Here is a 20,574-nt window from a genome sequence, read left to right as displayed (position 1 = left end):
GCATGCGTGTTCGCTTTGCTTTCCGTGGTGTTGAGAAGGTCCTTCGGCTAGACATTTCCAATTGGGAGATGTCCCTCGCGGATCTCGTCGAGGAAGCCCTCGGCTTTCGGCCTGCCCGAAGAGTGTGGGTTGATAGCAGAGCATTCGACCCGACGACGCCGATCGAGGAGGTCGCCCTCCTCGACGGCGCCACGGTTTCGGACGAGGAACGCCCGATCGCGAAGCTGTACGACGGGTGGACCATCCGAGTGTCGGGCGGCGCGGATCTTGGTTTGCCGCAGCCGTTGCGCGAGGGCAAGGCCGTCGTCGTTGGGCGTGCGCCGGACGTGGATCTCCACATTGATTCGCCGAGTACATCGTGGGCGCATGCGTCGTTCCGCGTTGAGGGCGGGGCGTTGCGAGTCAGCGACCTAGGCTCGTCAAACGGAACCTACATTGGCAATCAGCGCGTCTCCGAGGAAGGAATGGTCCTCGGTAAGGGGTCAACGACCGTCGTCGTTGGTGGCGCGGCTGTCACGGTGTCATACCAGGACGACGAACCGCGTGCACCCGCCCCGGGCTCGCTTCCCAACATTACGGCCGTGCGGACCGTGCCATTCAACCGTCCGCCGCGGCCGGGTATGAGGCCCGGTCCGAAGCCGGTTACTCCGCCGAAGAAGAAGGAACCGACGAAGCCCTCGAACTTCTCTTGGGCGGCGATCTTTTCCCCGCTTATCCTGGCCGGAGCGATGGTCCTCATCATGGGCAACCCGCGTTTTGCGTTATTTGCCTTGCTGTCGCCGGTGATCGCTCTCGGTACCTACTTCGAGAATAAACGTCGGTTCAAGAAGGAGAGCGTCGGCGAAGAGGAGAGGTACGCGAACGCACTAGATGAATTCCGGGAGGCCATTCGCCTTGCGGGTGATGAGGAGCGCGATCGCGCGCTTGAGGTCGCACCCGATCCGGGTGTGAGTCTGATCCGTTCGTCGTTGCCGTCGACCCGCATGTGGCAGCGACGGGTGGGTACGCCTGACTTTTTGTCTTTGCACGTGGGCCTTGGTTCGCAGCCGTGGAATCCTCCGCTTGACCGGAATGCCGGTTCCCAGCACGAGGATGAGGTTGACGAGATTCTAGAAGCTGCTACGATCGACAACTTCCCGATCGAGGTCGACCTGAAGGACGGCGGCGTCGTCGGAATTTATGGTGATCGTGAGGCGTCGCTGTCACTCGCCCGAAGCCTGCTCGCGCAAGCGGCAACGCACCTTGGGCCGGCGGACATGTCGATCGGTATTTTTGCCGATTCGCGTAACGCGGACGAGTGGGATTGGGCAGGTTGGCTCCCGCACACGCGGTTCGACGACGGTAGTCAGGGGCGCCAGTGGATCAGTTTTGATACGCGGCGTTCTGAGCGCATGCTGAGCCAGTTGCGGGATTCGATCGACGGTCAGATTGCCGAGTCGTTCCTCCTCGTTATCGACTCTGACATTCTCCTTGAGGGCCGCGAGTCCGTGGTTCGTGATCTGCTCGGACACGGCCGCCGCAGGCTTGGCGATAGCTCTCCTCGTACGAAGACTGTTCCGGTCTCTGGCATCGTGCTCGCGGAGTCCGAGGACCAGTTGCCGTCGTCGTGTACGAGCGTCGTCGAGGTGGGGCAAGACTCGGCCGCGGTGGTCAAGCGCCCGGAGATCCGTGAGACTATCGACAACGTGCTCATGGCCGGACTCACCGAGGAATCGGCGCAGTATGTTGCTCAGAACCTTGCTCACTTCGACGATCCCGAACTAAAGCTTCCTGGAGCGACACTGCCGGGCATGGCTCATATGCTGCCGCTGCTTGAGCTCGGCGAACTCTCGCCTGACTCGATCCTTAAACAGTGGCGGACTACGCGCGGATACAACACGCCGGTGGGCGTCAGCGAGGCTGGCACCTATTCGCTGGATCTGGTTCGCGACGGCCCGCACGGTCTCGTCGGCGGAACCACGGGTTCCGGTAAATCTGAGTTCCTGCGCACGTTCGTGGCCGGTCTGGCCGCGCGCATCGATCCTGAGCACCTGACTTTCATTCTTATCGACTTCAAGGGCGGCGCCGCGTTCGGAGCATGTAACGAGCTTCCGCACACGATTGGCACGATCTCGAACCTAGACGAGCAGCTTGCCATGCGCGCGCTCAAGGCGCTCGAAGCAGAGATGGAGTACCGCCAGAAGAAGTTCGCGGCGGCCGGCGAGGGTGTCGACAACTTGGACGCCTACCTTGCGACGAACCCGCCCGAGCCCATGCCGAGGCTCCTCCTCGTCATCGATGAGTTTGCGCAGCTCGCGAAGGATTTCCCCGACGTGTTGACCTCCATCGTGTCGGTCGCGGCGGTCGGACGAACGCTCGGCGTTCACATGATTCTCGCGACCCAGCGCCCGGCTGGCGTCGTCAATGACGACATCCTCGCGAACACGAATATGCGCGTTGCGCTCCGTGTACAGAGCCGGGAGGATTCGACGAACGTTATCGGCGTGCCCGTGGCGTCGTCGATCTCGCGCGAGCAGCGCGGCCGTGCGTACGTCAAGCTCGGTGAGGATGATATTTCGCCAATCCAGACGGCGCTTATCACCGGATACTCGGACCACGTGGACGAGGCCGCGATTGAGATCGACGAGGTCGTCGTGGGAACGGATCCCGCGCAGCGGGCGCCTGCGAAGCCGCCGAAGGGTACGCCCAACGATCTTGATTGCCTCATTGACACGATCGTTGAAGCGAACGAGAAGGCGGGTTTTGCGCCGCCGAGGCCCGTATGGCCGGAGGCTCTCGGCGAGCGCGTCAATCTCGAGCTCGATTCTCTGCCGGTCCCAGACGAGGCGCGCGTCCACGATGGGAAGCCCGTCCCGTCGTCGGGCGGAATCGTCGATGACAAAATCATGGTGGCGGTCGCCGACGACCCGGACAACCAGCGTCAGTTCCGCGACGGTTGGGACACGCGCGAGGGCAATGTTCTCATCATGGGCGTTCCGGGTTCGGGAACGACGACGGCGCTTACCTCGCTCGCGCTTGTGGCCGCCGATACACTCGGGCCCGACGAGCTGGACATTTTCGTCATTGATATGGGCGCTTCCAGCGACCTCGCGGCTCTTCAGCAGCTCCCGCACATGGGCGGGTTTGCCGGCAGTGGCGCCGGTGGTTCGGAGCTACTTGGCCGTCTGGTCACGTTCATGCGCAAGGAGATGGCCCGCCGCAAGGCCAACCCTGGTGAGCACCGCAAGGCACTCATCTTGGTCGATGGCCTCGCCGCGATGCGTGACGAGTACCAAGACGGCGAGGGCATGGCTCTGCTCGAGAACTTTTACAGGGTGTATGCGGACGGCCCGTCGGTGGGAATGTACTTCGCTGTGACGACGACTCGCGCCAAGGCCGTGCCGAGCCAGATGGAAGACGTGACGACCCAGCGCTGGCTCCTGCGCCTCGCAGACCCGTACGATTATTCGATCGCTGGCATTCGCGGTCCTGATATCCCGGCCCCCGATCCGGGCAGATCTGTTTTTTCATCGACGAAACTCCAAACCCATATCGCGACGCCGCCTCTGGGCGTCTCCGCTGCGGCCGCGGCAATCCGCGACAAGTGGGACCACTTGCCGACTAAACAGCCAATTATTGCGCTGCTACAGGATCGTGTGTGGGTCGACGAGCTCAAGGGCAAGGGCTCCGTTGTGGGCGAGCCGTGGCAGGTTCCGATCGGCATCGCAGAAGCGGACTTGCGCCCGATGAGCGTGGCGCTGTATCAGGGCGAGCATATGCTCATCGCTGGTCCGGTTCGCTCCGGAAAGTCGAGCGTCCTCATCGGTATCGGCGAGTCACTGCGCGCTGCTGCGCGTGAGCAAGGCCAGCCGCTTGAGGTGTGGGCACTGGGCGGGCGCCGGTCGCCCGTTCACCAGACGGACTTCGACAGGGTTGCCGACACCGACGACGCGGCAGAGTTCCTCGTGTCAGCGCGCGTCCAGACTGTTCCGACCGTCATCCTTATCGACGACGCCGAACAGTTCGACGACTCTGACGGGCTCATCACCCAGCTGATCCAGAACGCTGGCCCCGACACGCATATCGTGGCGGCCGGACGAGCCGACGATCTGCGAACCATGTACGGTCACTGGACGAAGACGATTCGCCGCGCGCGCTGTGGCGTCCTTCTGCAGCCAAACGTGGACTACGACGGCGAGCTCCTCGGCGTACGGCTTCCCCGCCGGGCGCCCGTGGAAATGCGTCCGGGGCGTGGATACGCCGTGCAGGGCGGTATTGCCCAGCTTGTTCAGGCTGCGACAGCAGACATCGAATCTGAGCGGAGTGAATAGCAATAATGTCGATGGATCTCGGCGCGAACTATGTGCTCGTCGACCGCATTGGCGGTGGCGCGGCTGGTTCGGTCTGGCGTGCGAAAGATAAGCGGACCGACGGCATCGTCGCCGCAAAAATCTTGCGCGAAGAGTACGCCGAGGATCGCGACCTCGTGGCCCGGTTTATCCAGGAGCGGTCGATTCTGCTGGACCTAGTCGGTAAGCCGATCGTCGAGGTCAAGGACATGGTGGTTGAGGGTTCGCGGCTCGCGATCATCATGGAATTCGTCGAGGGTCCGTCCCTACGCGAGGTCCTGAACCACCGTAAGGTTTTCACACCGTTTGCGGCGACAACGGTGGCTCGCCACGTGCTCGAGGCGTTGGTCATCTCCCACGGCAAGAACGTCGTGCACCGCGATATCAAGCCTGACAACGTGCTGCTGAAGCCTGACTGGGAGAAGGGCAAGCTCGGCTCGATCAAGCTCACTGATTTTGGAATCTCGCGGCTTGTCACCGAGGGGGCAAGCAGGTCGACGTCGTTGGTGGGCACGCCGGAGTATCTGGCGCCGGAGTTGATTGAGCGCGGCGAGGCGTCATTCCCTGCGGATGCGTACGGTGTGGGCATTCTTCTCTATGAGCTACTCGCAGGGCGTACGCCGTTTGCGGGCGTCGGCTCGGACTATGCGATCGCGCACCGGCACGTGACTGCGACAGTGCCTCCGCTCGACGTGACTCCTGAACTGTGGGAGGTCGTGGACGGGCTTCTTAACAAGCGACCGCATCAGCGTATGACGATTGATGAGGCGCTGGAGAAGCTGAAGGCTCTGCAGCCGACATTGAAGGCGCTACCCGCGTTGGAGCCCACGATCGCGCCGGAGAACTTCGAGGTGTCGTATGGCCCAATGACGGTGCTCCGCCCGGGTGTAGCCGAACCGGCTCCCGAACCGGAGCGCAAGGTCGATACCGCCGATTTCACCTCGGCGTACCCGACGATCGTTCCAGACCTCGGCGAGGCGCCGAACCAGACGGTTTTGCGAGAGTCTGCGCTCGCCGCGGAGCCGGAGCCAACAGTAAAGCGCGAAGAAAAGCAGAAGAAGGGCATTGGCTCGAAGCTGCCCTGGAAGCCGATCCTCATCGGCGCTGGTTCGCTGGCGGCAGCGGCTGCCTTGATTGGCATCGGATACTCGGCGATGTCGAACAAGGAAGAAGAGATCGTGGCGGACCCTGTCACCGTCTCGTCGCAGGATCGCCCGACGCCAGCCGGGCTGGGCATCAGCCGTGAGGCAACGTTCGACCCGGCGACGAAAGAAATGAGCATTTCGATCACGTATGCCTCCGACAAGGTGGCGCTTGAGGGGCCGTTCTTCGAGGTTGTCGAGGTTGGCGGGCGGTGCCCGGACGTCGCGTGGGATCTTCCTGGGCAAAAGCGTAACGTTGCTGCAACCACGTACATTTCGCATTCGTGCGGATGGGCGTTGGACCCGGGGGTCGTCGAGCCTGGAGGTCCCGTCACATTGACGGGTACGTTTACCATTGCGGACGAGGAGTTTGAGGCGAGCGGGGTCCAAGAGTGGTTGGGGGAGAACACGAACTTGACGGCGTCGCTACTGGCCGATCCGGAAACCGTGTCGACGTCCTACCCGGCCCAGCGGCTCGTTGGCATCGAACCCCAGGTCGCGAACCGGATCCGCAGCGGAGAGCCGATCACGGTGACTCTGCTGCCCGTGTGGCCAAGCGGCCTCGACGAGGTCAACCCGATTTACGTCAGCCCGCACAAGGGCGGACTCACGGAAACCGTGGAGAAGATTGCGGGTGTCGAGTCCAACATTCGCTTCTCTGACGGCTGTGCGGGCGCTATTTCGGTGAGCCGCGACGGCCTGTACGTCATGGCTCTGCGCCCTGCGAGCCAGTGCCAGGTCATCACCCAAGTTGGCAACTTCTCGAACCTGTCATCGAACACGTTCGACATCGTGGGCCACGAGAGTTAGAGCGCCGACGACGCCGTCGACCTCGTTTAGGTGATGTGTGATCCGGAATGCGAAAGATGAGCGTGGCTGGCCAGCGCATCGACCGAGATCTGAACTAAGAAATTACTGCGTGCGTTTGTGTCCTTGCTCGGTTATCGATTCATCGCCGAGCAAGCACGCGGTGACATATGACGACAGCCAGCCGAAAGCGACGAAACTGAGAATTTGGAGTCCTTCGCCCCCTAGGAGGGCGGATATCAGCGGAATCCCCACAATCGTTAAGATCCAGCGGAACTTCCTTCCGATCGCAGACACGAGTACGCCAGTGGCTAGGCCGCCACCACACCACAGAAGTACCTGTTCTATGGCAACACCCTTGGCGAGAGGAAGCACGATTCCGTAGATTCCTGCGAGCAAAGAAAGAACAATCCAAGAAAGTGCATGGTGCAAGCGTTTGTGCACGGAGAACCAACTGCCCCAGATAAGGAACAGTCCGATTCCGGTTACAATCCACGCATAACTGAATGGCCAAGGATCCTCGCCGATAATGGGAGACAAGATCTCAAAACCCAACAAGGTCACGGCCAGATAGGGAATCACAATCCAAACAGACGATGTGACGTAAAGTGCCACCGAGAGCAGAGTAAAGATGCCTACCAAGATGACGGCTGCGATCACACTACTTGGCGACAAATCGTAAAACAATGCGAGCAGTGGAACGAGAGAAATGAGTACTGTGAGCAATACTCTGCGTCGTAACGAAGAGCTGTCATCCAGTCTTCTACGGGCCATTGGTTATCATCTCCTGGAGGTTCTCTTTGATACCGAGAGCGTCCTCAAGATAGTCGGCAACTCCTCCTATTAAGGAACCTCCGATAACGCCTTCTGCGAGACGTCCTGCGTTTGAGCCGACGGGATTTATGAGGCCACTGAGAGATCGCACACCAAAATACGAAGCCTGAGAGAGTGTGGAAACGCCATGCTGATCGGCCAGGTACTTACCTGTTCCGTACGAAAGGACGCTGTTCATTCCGCCCGTAAAACCCGCATTGAAGTAATTTATTTCGCGGTTGTTGAGGATGTCGTTTGTCACCGATCCGGAGAATCCTGCAAAATAGTTCATTCCCAATTGAATGGATGTGGTCTGCCAGCCGGTTGCGCTACCCGTCAGCGCCTTTCCAAGAGTTCCGGCCGCTGGTCCGGCAGCTCCTGAAATTCCACTCGTAAGTCCACCGGAAATGAAAGCTGCAACGTAGCCTTGTAGGCTCCGTTCATCCGCAGGTGTCAGGACTCTGTACATCGTTGCGGAGGACACCCCACCGACTCCTGCGTTGACGCCAACAATGGTTGCGAGGGATTTCGCACCGTTTGCCGACATTGAAGCGGTCTTTGCCCAGCCGCCGAAACCACCGGTCAGACCGCCAACGATGGCCGAGACGCCAACCTGCGGCCAATTGACGTTGCCATTGAAGAACTTTTGGGTTGCGACAGTAGTTCCGGCACTGAAAGCTGCTCCACCAACAGCGGCGAGTGCTATGGCAGCTGGGCCACCCACGCTCATGAGGGCGATTCCGCCTACGACTGCGAAGCCGGCTGCGACATACTCCCATTTACTGGTTGAGGCGTTCGCGTTGAAGGTATTGATAACCTCCAGGTCAGTGATCGGAGATAGGCCCAGTGGGTCGGTCAGGCTCAGCGGGTTATTCGCCAGATAGTTGTACGGGTTAGACGCCCACACGGTTGCGGCCGGAGCCTGCATCGGGTCGACGGACAGGAAGCTGGACGACGTCGGGTCGTAGAGACGCTCGCCCATCCACACGTGTCCGCCGATGGCCGGGCCCGCCGCTGTGAGCTCGAAACCGGCAGGCATACCTGGCAGGTTAAACCCGGCAATTTCGTACGGGTCGAGGGTGGAGCCACCCGCGATCTGCCGCCACACGCCATCCGTGCCTGCATGGCCAGCCAGCATGCCGCCGCCAGGTAGCTTTGCGACGGCCAAATCGCCGACGCGAGCCAGGCTCGGGAATGCGGCGGCGAGGTCCCACTCGAGATCCAGATCGCCCACGCGCGCAACCTGCCCGAATCCATCAACGATTGTCGAAATGTTCAGAGTTGTCTCGTCGGCGCGTGTCTCGGAATAGCGCGTCAGCCAGCCACTCGGATCCCACGTGAACGTGCGGCGCAGACCATCAGAGCTGTAGCTGGCCGTGCGTTGTCCGGCGCGGTCATAGTCATAGCCGGTCTCAACAGTTCGGCTGCCCCGCGTTGTCACCTGCGAGACGAGCTGGCTCGCCTCGTCATAGGAGTAACGCTCGGTCCTCTTCTCGCCGTCGGCCTCCTGATGCCACGATGAGAACATGTGCCCGCTGGAATCGAAGTCCCAGCCGCGGCTTTCGCCCGTGTTCGAGTGGAGGGCAACGAGCTGACCGGCGTCGTTGTACTGGTAGTCGATCGTCGCGTCGTCGTGCGTGACGACGACGGGGCGCCCGAACGCATCGCGGGAGATCGCCGTCGAGGCGCGTTCACCGCCTGCTTCGCGCAGGTGCGATGCGACGAAACCATCCACGTAGGTCCACGAATGTGTCGCCTCTTCGCCCTCGGAGCGCATAAGGCGGCCCGTGGCGTCGTACGTGAAATTCGTGGTGCCGTAACGCGAATGCGTGAACGCCGTCAGTCGGCCAGATGCGTCATAGTCGTACGACGACGTGTCACCATCGACGGTGAAGGATGTTCGCAGGCCGTCGCGGTCGTAGGCCCACTCCGAGACAACCGCGTTGCCCGTTGGCGAAGTCGTGACCTTGCGGATCAGCTTGCCCTTACGGTCGTAGGTCAAGGTGTGGATGGTCGGCTTGCCGCCTGCGGCAAGCGCCCAGTCGGTGATCCGGGTTTCACGGCCATCACGAACAGCTTCGGTCATGACCGTGCCGTTGATGGACAGCGAACATGGCGCGCCATTCGAACCGAACGTGAGGGATGTCGTGTCGCCGTTGCCGTCTGTTTGCGAGGTCTGACGGCCCGCTGCGTCGTAGGTGGCGTACGTGGTCCGGCCGAGCGGATCTTCGACCGAGGTGATCATGTCGAGCGCGTTGTAGGTGCGCTTGGTGGAATAGCCGCGCGGGTCAATGATCTCGACGACACGTCCGCGGTCGTCGTAGCGGTAGCGGGTTTCACCACCTAGGCCGTTCGTTGCCTTAACGAGCTGACCAGCAGCGTCGTAGGCGAAGTGACGGATTCCGGTAATTGGGTCTTCGGCGTAGACGATGCGCCCGAGCTTGTCGTAACGACGCCGATACACGCCTGCTCCAGGCACGTGGGCTTCGGTTACGCGGCTACAGTCGTCATATGTGTACGACGACGTCTCGCCAGCCGGGTTAGTCACGGCGATGATCCGGGAATCGGCGTCGTAGGTGATTGTGGTGCGTGCGCCATCGGATGCGGTAACGGTGTCGAGACGGCCGCACTCGTCGTAACCCATGGTCTGCGTGCGGCCCTCGGGGCTGGTGTACGAGATGACACGGCCGGCGAGGTCGCGCTTGAGGAGCGACAGGCCGCCGTCAGCGTCGATGAACTCCGAGGGGCGTCCGCAGGCGTCGTAGGCGGTGATTTCCGCATCGCCTTGCGGGTTCGTGCCCTTGACCGGACGGCCGAGCGAGTCGAACTCGATCGTTCCAGTAATCTCGCCGCTAGCGTCAATTGCGGTCAGTGACCCGTCTTCCGGGCGGCCGGTTACGGTGTAGGCGACGCCGGTCGGGTCGACCGTCTTCACGAGCTCACCGGTTTCGTTGTGCTCGTAGCGCCAGATTCCGCCGTCGGGATCGGTTGCAGACTTCAGGCGTGACAGGCCGTCGTGGTTGAACAGCCACTGATCGCCGTCGGGCAGCGTGATCGCGGAAGGATTGCCGATGTCGTCAACGTCGCGGGTGGTCACGCGGCCGAGCGGATCGGTGATCTGGTGCACCTCGCCGTTGGACTCGTAGAAGTAGGAGGTACGCGCGCCCGTCGGGTCGATAGTCGCGGTGAGCTGGCCGGCATCGTCAGATTCGAGAACCCAGGTTCCGCCGTCGGGGTTCGTCTTGGACGTGATGATGCCGCGTTCGTCGTAGGTAAAACGCGTCGTGTGGCCGAGCGGGGTGATGGATTCGATGATGTTACCGCCGTGGTCACGGACTAGGCGCGCAACGTCCCCGCGGGCATTCGTCAAGGAAATCATGTCGCCATACGCATCGTAAGCGAAGCTCAGAGACACGCCTTCCGGGTCGATGACCCGCATGAGCAGGCCGTTGTCCCACTCAAGCTGGGTTACCCCGCCGTACGGATCTACAACGCGCGACGGGTCGCGATCCTCGCCAACATACTCGTAGATGGTCGTCGAACCGTTGGACGCGATGACGGCTCTAATACGATCCTGGTCGTCCCACTCAAAGTGAAGCTCCGCCTCCGTGGGCAGAACCGTGCGCGTGCGGTGGCCTCGATCGTCATAGATATGGACGGCAACCTTGTCGGCGCGGTCGCGCTCGAGGATGAGGTTGCCGCGGCGATCATAGGTCTTGGAGTGGCGATTGCCGTCGGAGTCAATGACGGCAATGTTGCGGCCCTTGGAGTCGGAAATCCAGGTGTTGGCGCGAGTGCCGTCCATGTCGGCCACTTCGGTGACACGCCCGGGTAGGTAGGTGTAGCGCGAGGTTCGCCCGTGCTGGGAGAGCTGGGAGGTCACGCGGCCCGAAGCGTCGTACGTGTTCTTCGCTTCGACAACCCCGGAAGCCGAGATCACCTTTTCGATGAGCCCTGCTTCGTCATGGGTGTAGACGCGTGAACCACGTCCAGTCTTTACTTCGGTGAGGTGGCCGACGCTGTTGTAGAAGTATTCGACACGGCGGCCATCGCTTGCACGAACGACGACGACGCGATCGGCGTCGTATTCAAACTCAATGCGACGCCCGCGCGAGTGGCACAGTGCGGCAACGGTGCCATCCTCGGCGCGTTCGACGGTGACGATGGAGCCTGGGCGTAGCCACGTGTTCGTCCACTGGCCAGACGCCGTGAACGACCAGCGAGTGCCATCGTTGTCACGAATAAGCCAACCGTTGCCGTCAGACTCGAGCCAGAAGTTATCTTCCGTGGCGCGCGTCGGGGTGGCACAGCCGGATGCTGCACCAGCGGCAGTGGTCTCATCAGCATTGAAGACGATCTCACGGCCATCTTCACGAACCCAGACATAGGCCCCTTCGCGACGCTCGAGACACTGATCAAGCGGAGAGGACCAGCCGATACCGAAAACTCCCACGCGCGGAGCGTCCGCATCGCTATCGAGCTGCGCGACTGCGGTTAGCGAGTTGTACATGCGAGTGAGAACGAGACCTGCGTTGCCGCCACCAAACGCGAGGTCAGTTTCTGGCTCGATGAAGTTACCGGTTGCAGTGTTGACCGGATCGTCCGCGTAGCCAGTAGAGGGAACAATGCCGGCGAGCTGAACGTTCGGGATTGCCAAGGAATCGCGGTGAACGGAATCGGCCTGGCCAGCGTTTTGGAGCGCAAGGGTGAGCGCATGGTTAGACAGCGAGACAACCGAACTGTCCGAACCAGCGGCCTTGAAAGCGGCGGAAATTGTGCGGATCCACTCGGTGTCGTTGGTATTTGCGTCCTTGAACTTACGAATTGCGGCAATGAAATCGTCCATGCCGCTGACGACCTTATCCCCAGACTTAAACTTCCACGATGACTCGAACGAGGAGTAGGCGGATTCAATGGACGTGATCTTTCCGGGCAATGAGGAGTTGAGCCCAGCTGTGGTCGTCACGAAGGAATCGAGATCTGACGGCCGTGCGGCTGTGGTTTGTGTGCCGACATACGCAGTACCTACCGCAGGAAGCTCTGGCTTGTTGACAACCGTGTCAGGGAAGGAAATCTGTGGAGCCTCGCCCGGGTTGAGATCACTCGTATCGATTTGTGGTTCCGAATGGAAAAAGTCGTGGAGGGAACCTTGGATAAGTCCGCTCTCGCGGCGAGCCTTCCAATCATCGTGCTCACGCTTCCACTCACGTGCACGCTCGATACGGCGTTGTTCGCCTTGGGCGGACTGGCGTGCAGATTCAATGCCGCTGCTAATCGCTTGGAGCGCCTGACAGAGTCGGCCGTTATCTTGCGCGCGGACACCGCCGTTTCGTGAAAAAACTTCCGCGAAATAGCCTCTGAAATCAGTCTCGGCCGTGCGCTGAGCAGCAAGGCGCGAACTTTCATCTGTTTCTAGCGCCGACTTCAGTGTGTTGCAGGCGTCTTTGAAGGCTTGAGAAGCGCTATCAATCGCGCTGTTCCAGACGTCTGTGCTGATTGCTCTGGGAGTCGCCACAACAAGATCCTTACGGTTGAGTGAGTTGGCCGCTAATGTCTATGTCGATCATATCCAAGGTGGGCGCAAGTGAACATATTGGCCATTTTGCCGGGGGTGTTCAAAACGAACGACGGGTCCTATTCATGGATAGCGGAATGCCGTGTATATGGTCAAACCCCCTTTTGATTCTGGTTAGTAGTTCCCCAAGGGGACAAGAATGCTTTCGTTTGGCGTGTTCAACCCCCTATACTGACAAACGGACCGACAAGCGGTTTCACCATCGTACTTTGGAGGATTTATGTCTCGCGTACTTTCAACACAGCAAGCTAAGGACGCCATCACCCAGATTCAGAACATCATTACTGGTGGCTTCACCGACCAGATCACGGCCCTCGATAACCAGGGCAAGATTCTGCAGGATCCGAACGTGTGGGACGGCCCGCTCGCCGAGCAGTTCCGTAACAACACGTGGCCGGAGACGAAGGCGGCCCTCGACAAGGCCAAGGCCGAGCTCGAAGAGCTGCGTGGAAACCTCAACAAGATTTCGGCAGACATCTTCCAAGCTGGCGGCGGCGCCTAAGCGTCGCTCTCACAACAGGTGGCCCGGGTTTTCCGGGCTACCTGTTTTTGGATGTGGGATGCGAGTCCATCGACGGCGGAGCGACCAAGCGTGATCCTTGGAGAAGTTAGCGGACGAGATCGTTGCGTTGACACTGGCAGGCGTCGCCGACGTCGACGAGCACGAGAAAACTCATGTGAGCTTGTTGCTGGTCAACCCTGGTGACTTTGAACCAATCCTCATCGATAAGGATGCACAACGGCTACGCCGCGGTTGATTGCTGTTGCATTACGCTGAAACTGTGCAGACGTATTCATAGGAGACGAAAGGAACTGATCCATGTTCTCCCCATCGACAGTTGGTTGGATCGCAGCCGGCTTCCTCGTCCCGGTGGGCGCAGCTATCGTGATCGCCACACGGAAACCAAAAGCGCTAGGTGAAGTCCAGAGTTACTCAAAGAGCGCCGCAGCTATTTCTTTTCTTGCTGGAATTGCGGCAATCGCCATCGGCATTTACCTAGTAGTGACGGGACAGGGTGACGCGAGCGCGGGCAAGCAGTGGGCAGCGGTCACGATCGCGTTCGTCTTCGGGATTGGTGCGATGGTCGGCTCCTACTACTACGCCACCTATGCGATCATCGTCGCCGCAGACTCGCTACGAGTTAACCACCCTTTCAAGGGAACGTTCACAATTGAGCGGAATAACTTGGTGGCCGTCAAGGAATCAGCGTTTAAAGGAGCCCGCCTTCTCGACGTCGAATTTATGGACGGCGATACCATGAGGAAGATCACCATCGACCCTGTCCGCTTCGACGTGGACGCGTTCTTTGGCCGCCGTTAGGCTTCCTCGTAGGAGGAGCGGAATTAGGATAGAAGTTCCCTCCTAGGTCGCACTCGTATCTACGTGATCACTCATTAGTATGCCTGTTAGAAGGTCGAAGGAAATGGAGAAGGTCCTATGGTTTCTCTAGGTGCAAATGAGCACGATCTGGATTTTGATTTCACGGTTGCAGCAAGTGTCGCATCCGCGTTCGATTCGGTAGCTACCACGCTCGACAACCAGGGAGCCAGTCGAACGTCGCACGAGAATACGGCGTCGGCATTCTTCAAGGGATACTTCGCGGAACTCTTCACGAGCAACATGGGTGTGGCGAGCGATGATCGGATTGAGATCGCGTCAGCTTTACGCTCTGTTGCACAGGGCGTCAGGGATATTGCCGAGGCGGCACAACAAGAGAACGAACGGCGCCAGACGGCACGCGACTATATTACGAGGCACGACGACTGGTGGGAAAAGGCATGGGACTGGTTCGTCGGTCAAGAAGCCCCGCCACGGATGACCGTCAACCCAGCGCCGACAATCACACCGCCGACGCCGCCAGCTCAAACTCGGGAAACACCAGCCCCCGGAGAGGGCGGTGGACCAAACTATGGGACGTCGTCGGCAGTACCTGAAGATCTGCGGTCAGCGGCGGCGGGATTGTCGGGCCTTAATTCTGATCTGTCGACCAAACCTGGTGATCTCGAGGGACGGCTGTCGGACTTTGCGGAGTCGTGCAAATACGGAACCCTTAATGCGAGCGGCGTTATCAGGAGTTTGCGGACGTGGCTCAGTGAAAACGACGACGACGCCTCCTGGCTCAACACAGTTGCTGGAGCTTTCGAACGTGCTGGAAGCAACGGCGTCGTCACGGTTCCGAATTCGGCGCTCACGGCGTCTTTGGAAAGCGCCGGGGTACGAGCGGTTCGAACGGACCTCGAAGTCGAACCGGCGACCATTTCTGGAATCGAACCGACAACGGGCTATGTGACCGACCCTGTCAATGCAGCAACCGGAAATTTCGTCGAACCTGAGCGCGATCTCGTCATCGGGAATGTCGAATTCACGCGCATGTACAACTCCATCGGCGACCACAGTTCGTGGTTTGGCACCGGTTGGTTCTCGGTTCTGGACGAGTGCCTGACTGTCGACGACGAAGCCGCAGTGTGGTTCCGTGCTGATGGCCGACAGACCAGGTTCCCAATCGAACGCGGGCAGTACGGGCGTGGCGAGCGTGCCAATTGGTGGCTCGAGCAAGTATCTCTAACGTTCGGCGACGGGACGGCGGCCTACGCTCTGACCGACAATGCTGGGCATCGCAGATTATTCGCCGCTGACGGCCGCCTGCTCGGCTTTGACTACGACAGCAGCTCTCCCGTCTCGTATTCCTACGATTCAGAGGGACGTGTCGGGGCGATCACGGACGCGCGCGGGCGCGGAATCACCGTCACATATGAGGGGGAGCGGGTCTCGCAGATTTCCGCAACTGACGGCCGGACAGTCGAGTATTCGTATGACGCCGGCGCTCTCGTGTCCGCGAAGAGCGGGCTTGGCACTCGCCGCTACGAGTGGGTAGACGGGCGGATTGCCACGGTGACGTCGGCGACCGGCGTCGTCGAAGTACGCAACACCTACGACGCCGAAGGGCGCGTGACGAGCCAGACCACCCCGCAGGGCCGAGAGATCCGATTCTCTTACCTGCCTGGGCGAGTCACATCAACGTCGGATCGTGACGGAACGCGTGCCGACACATGGGTGTCTGATGTCTTCGGTCGTCTTGTACGTGCGGTTGACTCCGCCGGCGAGACGCAAACGATGGTGTACGACAAGTACGGCAATGTCATCGCTCGAACGTCTCGCTCCGGTGCCACGCAGACCACGCTCTACACCAAGCGTGGCCTCGTTTCGCGGCACGTTAATGAACTTGGCGGAGAAATCACCTACGGGTGGGATGACCTCGATCGCCTCACCACAACCGTCGACCCCAACGGTGGCGTCTACTCCTTCGCATACGTTGGAGATACACGCAAGCTCGAGACCGTCACCGATCCTCGCGGTGGCGTTACGCGCAATCGGTGGGAGGGAGACCTCCTCCGAGAGGTAATCGACCCCGCCGGCGTGAGCCTGACCTTTACATATGACGACAACGGGGACCTCGTCGCCATGACGGACGGCCTTGGCAATGCGACTCGCTATGAGCGAGACGAGTCCGGCTACGTCGTCGCAGAAATCTCTCCTCGTGGTGGGCGAAAGACATACACGCACACAGACGCCGGCTTGCTTGCCACGTATACGGATGCGGTCGGGAACACGTGGCGATACACGTGGTCGAGTTCGTTCCTGACTGAGTTCCAAGCCCCTGATGGAGGCGTCACACGGCTCGAATACGACGACGCCGGACAACTCGTCTCAGCAACCGACCCGCTGGGGCGCGTATCTCGCCGCACATACGACGAGCTGGGCAACGTCGTCGATGTTGAACTCCCCGATGGTGCACATGTCGCCTACGCTTACGACTCGCTCTCGCGTGTTACGGGCGTAGTTGATGCCGACGGCCACGCCTGGCAGATGGGGTACTCGCCCGACGGCGCGCTGGAATCCGTCACGGATCCGCTGGGTGGGAGGACACGCTCGACAGTCGACTTCCGAAGCCGGGACTCCAAGCTCCACATGATGTCGCCCGAGCAGGTCTTGACTACGCAGACCATGGCATTTGACACGTTCGGACACGTGACATCGGTGTCGCACGACGATGACGAATCGGTTGTCGTTTACGATGCGTGCGGGAACGTCGTTGAACGACTCCTTTCTGATGGCGCACTTCGTCGCTATGAGCGCGACCTCGCGGGCAAAGTAATCGCCGAGGTCGATCCGGATGGCGCCCGCACTGAATACGACTACGACGTACGAGGGAAGATCGCGAGGGTTTCGTTTGCGGACGGGACGTGGATTTCCTACGCCTACAACGCGGACGGCCAAATGTCTGGCTGGACGCGAAACGATGGTTCACATGAAACGTTCGAATATGACCTCGCGGGCAAGCTCGTTCGCCGTGAATCGAGCGTTCGCGGCGTATCCACATACGAGTGGAACCGTAACGGAAAGATCACCTATGCCCGCGACGGCTGGTCGGGCGACCGGCGCTACACCTACGATCTTGCCGGGAATCTCACGTCGGTTCGTAATGGGCTGGGCGGCACCACTCGCTATAGCTATGACGAGCGCAATCGGCTCATACTGACGGAATTCCCCGACGGTCGGGTGGAGACCCGCGAATACAATGGGCGCAATCGTGCGACGAAGCTGACCGTTAACGGACAGACGACGCATGCAACCTACGATGCACTTGGACGCCTCGAGTCGACCACCGGTCCGGACGGCGTCACCGTGACACGCACGAGCACTGCCGATGGTGTGTCGACAAGCTTCGACGGCAAGCCCGGATACTCGATTCTTGCTAGCCGTGACGGTCGCGAGAAGACGATCACGGACCACATCCTCGGCGAGACCCACCGGCTCGTCTACGACCGCCGCGGCCGACTGATCTCCCACGAGACCGGCGGACGAACCACCTCGTGGACGTACACGCCCGCGGGTCGCCGAGCTACCCAGACCGCGCCGAACGGCGACGTGACAACCTACGACTACGACGGCGCCGGGCGGCTTATTTCGCTGACCAATTCGGCCCTTGGCGAGGTGGGATTCTCCTATAACGACGACGGGCGCCTGACGTCCATGTCGACTCCGTCCGCAGCCCACGAATGGGCATACCGTGGCGGCGGACTTGTTTCCCATTCTCGGATTACGGCTGATGGTATAGATACGACGACGATCGACCGGGATACCGCCGGGCGCATCACGGCGGTCACTTCCGGTGGGGTGTCCACATCGTACGGATACGACGACGCCGGCCAACTTGTGTCGATCGTCCAGCCGGGTGGGAGCCAGACGTTCTCCTACAACGACTCTGGCCGACTCGTCCGCGAATCCGGCGCGGAGGGCACGCGAGACTACGCGTACAACGCATTTGGACAGTTGGAGGCCATCCGTCAGGGCGAGGCCACGACAGAGTTCTCATACGATCTGGCAGGCAGGCGTATAGCCGAGACCCGGTCGGACGGGCTTTTGGTTCGCTACTCGTGGGATCAGCGCGGGTATCTGAGCTCGATCGAGCGGGTCACTGCCGACGCAACTGAGCGGACCGACGTCGTCGTTGACGCTCTCGGAAACGTGACGGACGTGAACGGGCATCCGATCTCCTGGGATGTCGCCCAAGCGATCCCGCGGCCTATTCAAGAAGAAAACGAAGCGCTGGCCTCGCTACCGGGCGGACTGTTGCGCGCCGACGGCGAACAGGTGTCGTGGCGATCGGCGCGGCCGGTGGCTGCCGCAAACCCGTGGTCACTTGATGACGCTGACGGGCTCGTTTCCGCGCAAGGAACGATCGTTCTGGGCGGGCTCGAACTACTCGGCGTTCGCACTTACGACAGCAACACTCGCGCGTTCCTCTCCACTGATGTGTTGAGCGGGCTGGGTGACATCCCGGCAGGTGCGAACAGCTATTCGTATGCGAATAACAATCCGCTCGCCTTCGTCGACCCGTGGGGTATGCGCCCTGCCACCGATGCCGACTTGGACGCCTATGAGGCGAACATGCCCGGGTCCAAGTGGGAGTATGTCGTCGGTGGACTGATGGTCGTTGGCGGTGTCGCCGCCACGATTGCTTTGGGGCCTGTAGCTGGCGCGATTGTCGGCGGTGCGCTGATTTCTGCTGGCACCTCGACGATTCAACAGAAGTGGACGACAGGTAGTGTCGATCCTCGACAGGTGTTATTCGATGGTGTGATTGGCGCAGTGTCGGGCCTTGCCGGAGGCGCAGCAGGAAAAGCTGCCCTCAGTTTCGCAAGTTCGCGAATGTCGAGTGCGCTCGGCGCCCGGCTCGTGAGTTACGGTGCGGACGCATTCGTCAGCACGGGCATCGATACGACCGCACGGGCTCTCACAACAGAGGGGTACACAGCGTCGAACTTCGGTCGCGACTTTGCAACCGGATTTGCGACGAGCTTCGTGTTCTCGACAGTCGGCGGTGAGATCTCGCACCGGATGGACTCGGTCACGACAACGCCCGACACGTCACAGGACATCGCTGTCGCCGAATCCATGTCAACGACGCCTGGAACGGATTTGGTCGTTCGTAACCAAACTTCGACGGAGCTCGTTCTGTACACGCCACCGCGGGATACTGTGACATTGGGTGAGTTCAACCCCATGAACCCGGGTCCGCTTCGTCAGGACATGGCAGATTCGTTCCGGTCCGGAAGTTATAGCTTAGAACTGACGACGGGAACTGTGGACCTATATCGAGATTGGGGAGGCACTGCGGGAGAGCTGGGATCTTACTGGTCCCGCACGCCATCGAGTGGCCCACTTCAAGGCCAACTAGACAGTGCATTGCTGCCATCATGGGGAAATACGCTCGAGAACCAGACACATATTCGAGTCCCCGCGGGCGAGGTTATTTTCGAGGGACTAGTCGCGCCGCAGAACATCACCGATAGCCTGGGTAACACCCTTGGGACGCTCCCCGGTGGTGGCAGTCAAGTGGTTGTCCCGAATGTGTCTCCTGACTGGATTGTCTCGGATTGACACCTCGCGTAGCGCTAGAAGGAGGGGAGTACATTTGTGGCTCGGTTTGTCGATCTGAGTAGTGTTCTGAGGATGCTGGGGACGGTCAGCGCTTTTGGTGTGCGGTTCCGGGGCGGCTGGGTTGGGCGCCCGTACGATAATGCGTTTCGGTTGACGCGTGTTGTGTCGGATGCACCACTGTCGCTTGAGCTGGGTGAGGGGTGGCGTCTGGACTTTTCGGGAGACGTGTCATTCTCTTTGCTAGACGATGACGTCATTCGGGCGACCAGTGAAGCATCGTATTCGATGACGAACCTTCTCACAGACGAGGTGGTCAAAGAAGAAGCGGCCGGGTTTGTAGAGTTTCTTCCTATATTCACGAAGTCCGAGGTGCCTGGCGGGGGCGGATTAGTTCGTGATGCGTCGCCTGCGTGGGAGACGGATCGTGGCCCGGATGTGGCCGCGTTCGTTTCGGGCCGTGAGTGTGTGGTGAGCGTTGTTGAGGCGGATGATCCGTGGGTAGTGATTGCGGGTCAGGGTGGCGAGTGGTCGTTAACGTTGATGGCGGACTGGCTTGTGCAATTCGATGACGGCCTGGTTGTTACTCGGACTGGATATCGTTCAGACCGTTCGCAAATGCGGCCCGTGATTGGGCTGCGGCTTGAGTCTGTTGAAGAACGCGATGGCCTGACTCGTTTTATTTTTGACCACGCTGTGATCGACGTTGACCGGTCGCCCGCACGAGTCGGGTGGGTGTTCCGAAGCATGACGTTGCTATCATCTGGTTAGCGTTGGGAACGCAGGATTGCGATCACGGCGGGGACGTTGCCGTGCTCAGCCGAGGAGTTCGGGGCGCTCCCACTCCTTGCCCAGCACGTGGTGGTCGACGAACGCCATGACCGTTTGGTACCAGACCATCGAGTTTGACGGCTTGAGGATCCAATGGTTCTCGTCCGGGTAGTAGAGGAACTTGTGCCCGCGCAC

General features: G+C 60.4%; 11 protein-coding genes. 8 read left to right on the top strand and 3 right to left on the bottom strand.

Annotation, left to right across the window (positions count from 1 at the left end; translation table 11 throughout):
- Positions 1-2 precede the first annotated feature (2 nt).
- Positions 3-4,310: an FtsK/SpoIIIE domain-containing protein gene (locus ACHFFR_RS02995; RefSeq protein WP_394262791.1), complete on the top strand. Its 4,308-nt coding sequence runs from the start codon at positions 3-5 to the stop codon at positions 4,308-4,310.
- 5 nt (positions 4,311-4,315) lie between these two features.
- Entirely contained in the window at positions 4,316-6,280 is a 1,965-nt protein-coding gene (locus ACHFFR_RS02990; protein WP_394262790.1) for a serine/threonine-protein kinase, read from the top strand.
- A gap of 102 nt (positions 6,281-6,382) precedes the next feature.
- Here ACHFFR_RS02990 and ACHFFR_RS02985 read toward each other — a convergent pair whose 3' ends face one another.
- Both ACHFFR_RS02985 and ACHFFR_RS02980 read right to left on the bottom strand, forming a co-directional pair.
- Positions 6,383-6,937 (bottom strand): hypothetical protein, encoded by a 555-nt coding sequence (locus ACHFFR_RS02985; RefSeq protein WP_394262789.1) that lies wholly within the window; start codon positions 6,935-6,937, stop codon positions 6,383-6,385.
- A 103-nt stretch (positions 6,938-7,040) separates the two neighbouring features.
- Complete coding sequence (locus ACHFFR_RS02980) at positions 7,041-12,056, bottom strand: DUF6531 domain-containing protein (protein WP_394262788.1); 5,016 nt, start codon at positions 12,054-12,056, stop codon at positions 7,041-7,043.
- A 159-nt stretch (positions 12,057-12,215) separates the two neighbouring features.
- On the opposite strand from ACHFFR_RS02980, the gene ACHFFR_RS02975 reads away from it, so the two are divergent.
- From ACHFFR_RS02975 to ACHFFR_RS02950, 6 genes are all read left to right on the top strand, one after another.
- Complete coding sequence (locus ACHFFR_RS02975) at positions 12,216-12,425, top strand: hypothetical protein (RefSeq protein ID WP_394262787.1); 210 nt, start codon at positions 12,216-12,218, stop codon at positions 12,423-12,425.
- A 460-nt stretch (positions 12,426-12,885) separates the two neighbouring features.
- A complete protein-coding gene (locus tag ACHFFR_RS02970) occupies positions 12,886-13,167 on the top strand; it encodes a hypothetical protein (RefSeq protein ID WP_394262786.1) in 282 nt (93 codons plus the stop codon).
- Positions 13,168-13,264: 97 nt separating this feature from the next.
- The gene (locus tag ACHFFR_RS02965; RefSeq protein ID WP_394262785.1) at positions 13,265-13,423 is read left to right on the top strand and encodes a hypothetical protein; all 159 of its coding nucleotides are present in this window, start codon (positions 13,265-13,267) and stop codon (positions 13,421-13,423) included.
- 62 nt (positions 13,424-13,485) lie between these two features.
- The gene (locus tag ACHFFR_RS02960) at positions 13,486-13,986 is read left to right on the top strand and encodes a hypothetical protein (protein WP_394262784.1); all 501 of its coding nucleotides are present in this window, start codon (positions 13,486-13,488) and stop codon (positions 13,984-13,986) included.
- Positions 13,987-14,103: 117 nt separating this feature from the next.
- Entirely contained in the window at positions 14,104-19,611 is a 5,508-nt protein-coding gene (locus tag ACHFFR_RS02955) for a DUF6531 domain-containing protein (protein ID WP_394262783.1), read from the top strand.
- Positions 19,612-19,647: 36 nt separating this feature from the next.
- Positions 19,648-20,379, top strand: a complete 732-nt coding sequence (locus ACHFFR_RS02950; protein ID WP_394262782.1) for a hypothetical protein — start codon at positions 19,648-19,650, stop codon at positions 20,377-20,379.
- Between the two features lie 45 nt (positions 20,380-20,424).
- Here ACHFFR_RS02950 and ACHFFR_RS02945 read toward each other — a convergent pair whose 3' ends face one another.
- Positions 20,425-20,574 (bottom strand): prolyl oligopeptidase family serine peptidase, encoded by a 150-nt coding sequence (locus tag ACHFFR_RS02945; protein ID WP_394262797.1) that lies wholly within the window; start codon positions 20,572-20,574, stop codon positions 20,425-20,427.

The sequence above is a fragment of the Trueperella sp. genome, assembly GCF_043424875.1.
Classification (GTDB): Bacteria; Actinomycetota; Actinomycetes; order Actinomycetales; family Actinomycetaceae; genus Trueperella.
Note: the sequence above shows the minus strand (reverse complement) of the source record. Positions and strands in the feature narration are given on the sequence as shown.

Bases quoted from the DNA above. Each gene is read 5' to 3' on its own strand.
- ACHFFR_RS02995 (WP_394262791.1), top strand. From the start codon at position 3: ATGCGTGTTCGCTTTGCTTTCCGTGGTGTTGAGAAGGTCCTTCGGCTA.
- ACHFFR_RS02990 (WP_394262790.1), top strand. From the start codon at position 4,316: ATGTCGATGGATCTCGGCGCGAACTATGTGCTCGTCGACCGCATTGGC.
- ACHFFR_RS02975 (WP_394262787.1), top strand. From the start codon at position 12,216: ATGGAAAAAGTCGTGGAGGGAACCTTGGATAAGTCCGCTCTCGCGGCG.
- ACHFFR_RS02970 (WP_394262786.1), top strand. From the start codon at position 12,886: ATGTCTCGCGTACTTTCAACACAGCAAGCTAAGGACGCCATCACCCAG.
- ACHFFR_RS02960 (WP_394262784.1), top strand. From the start codon at position 13,486: ATGTTCTCCCCATCGACAGTTGGTTGGATCGCAGCCGGCTTCCTCGTC.
- ACHFFR_RS02955 (WP_394262783.1), top strand. From the start codon at position 14,104: ATGGTTTCTCTAGGTGCAAATGAGCACGATCTGGATTTTGATTTCACG.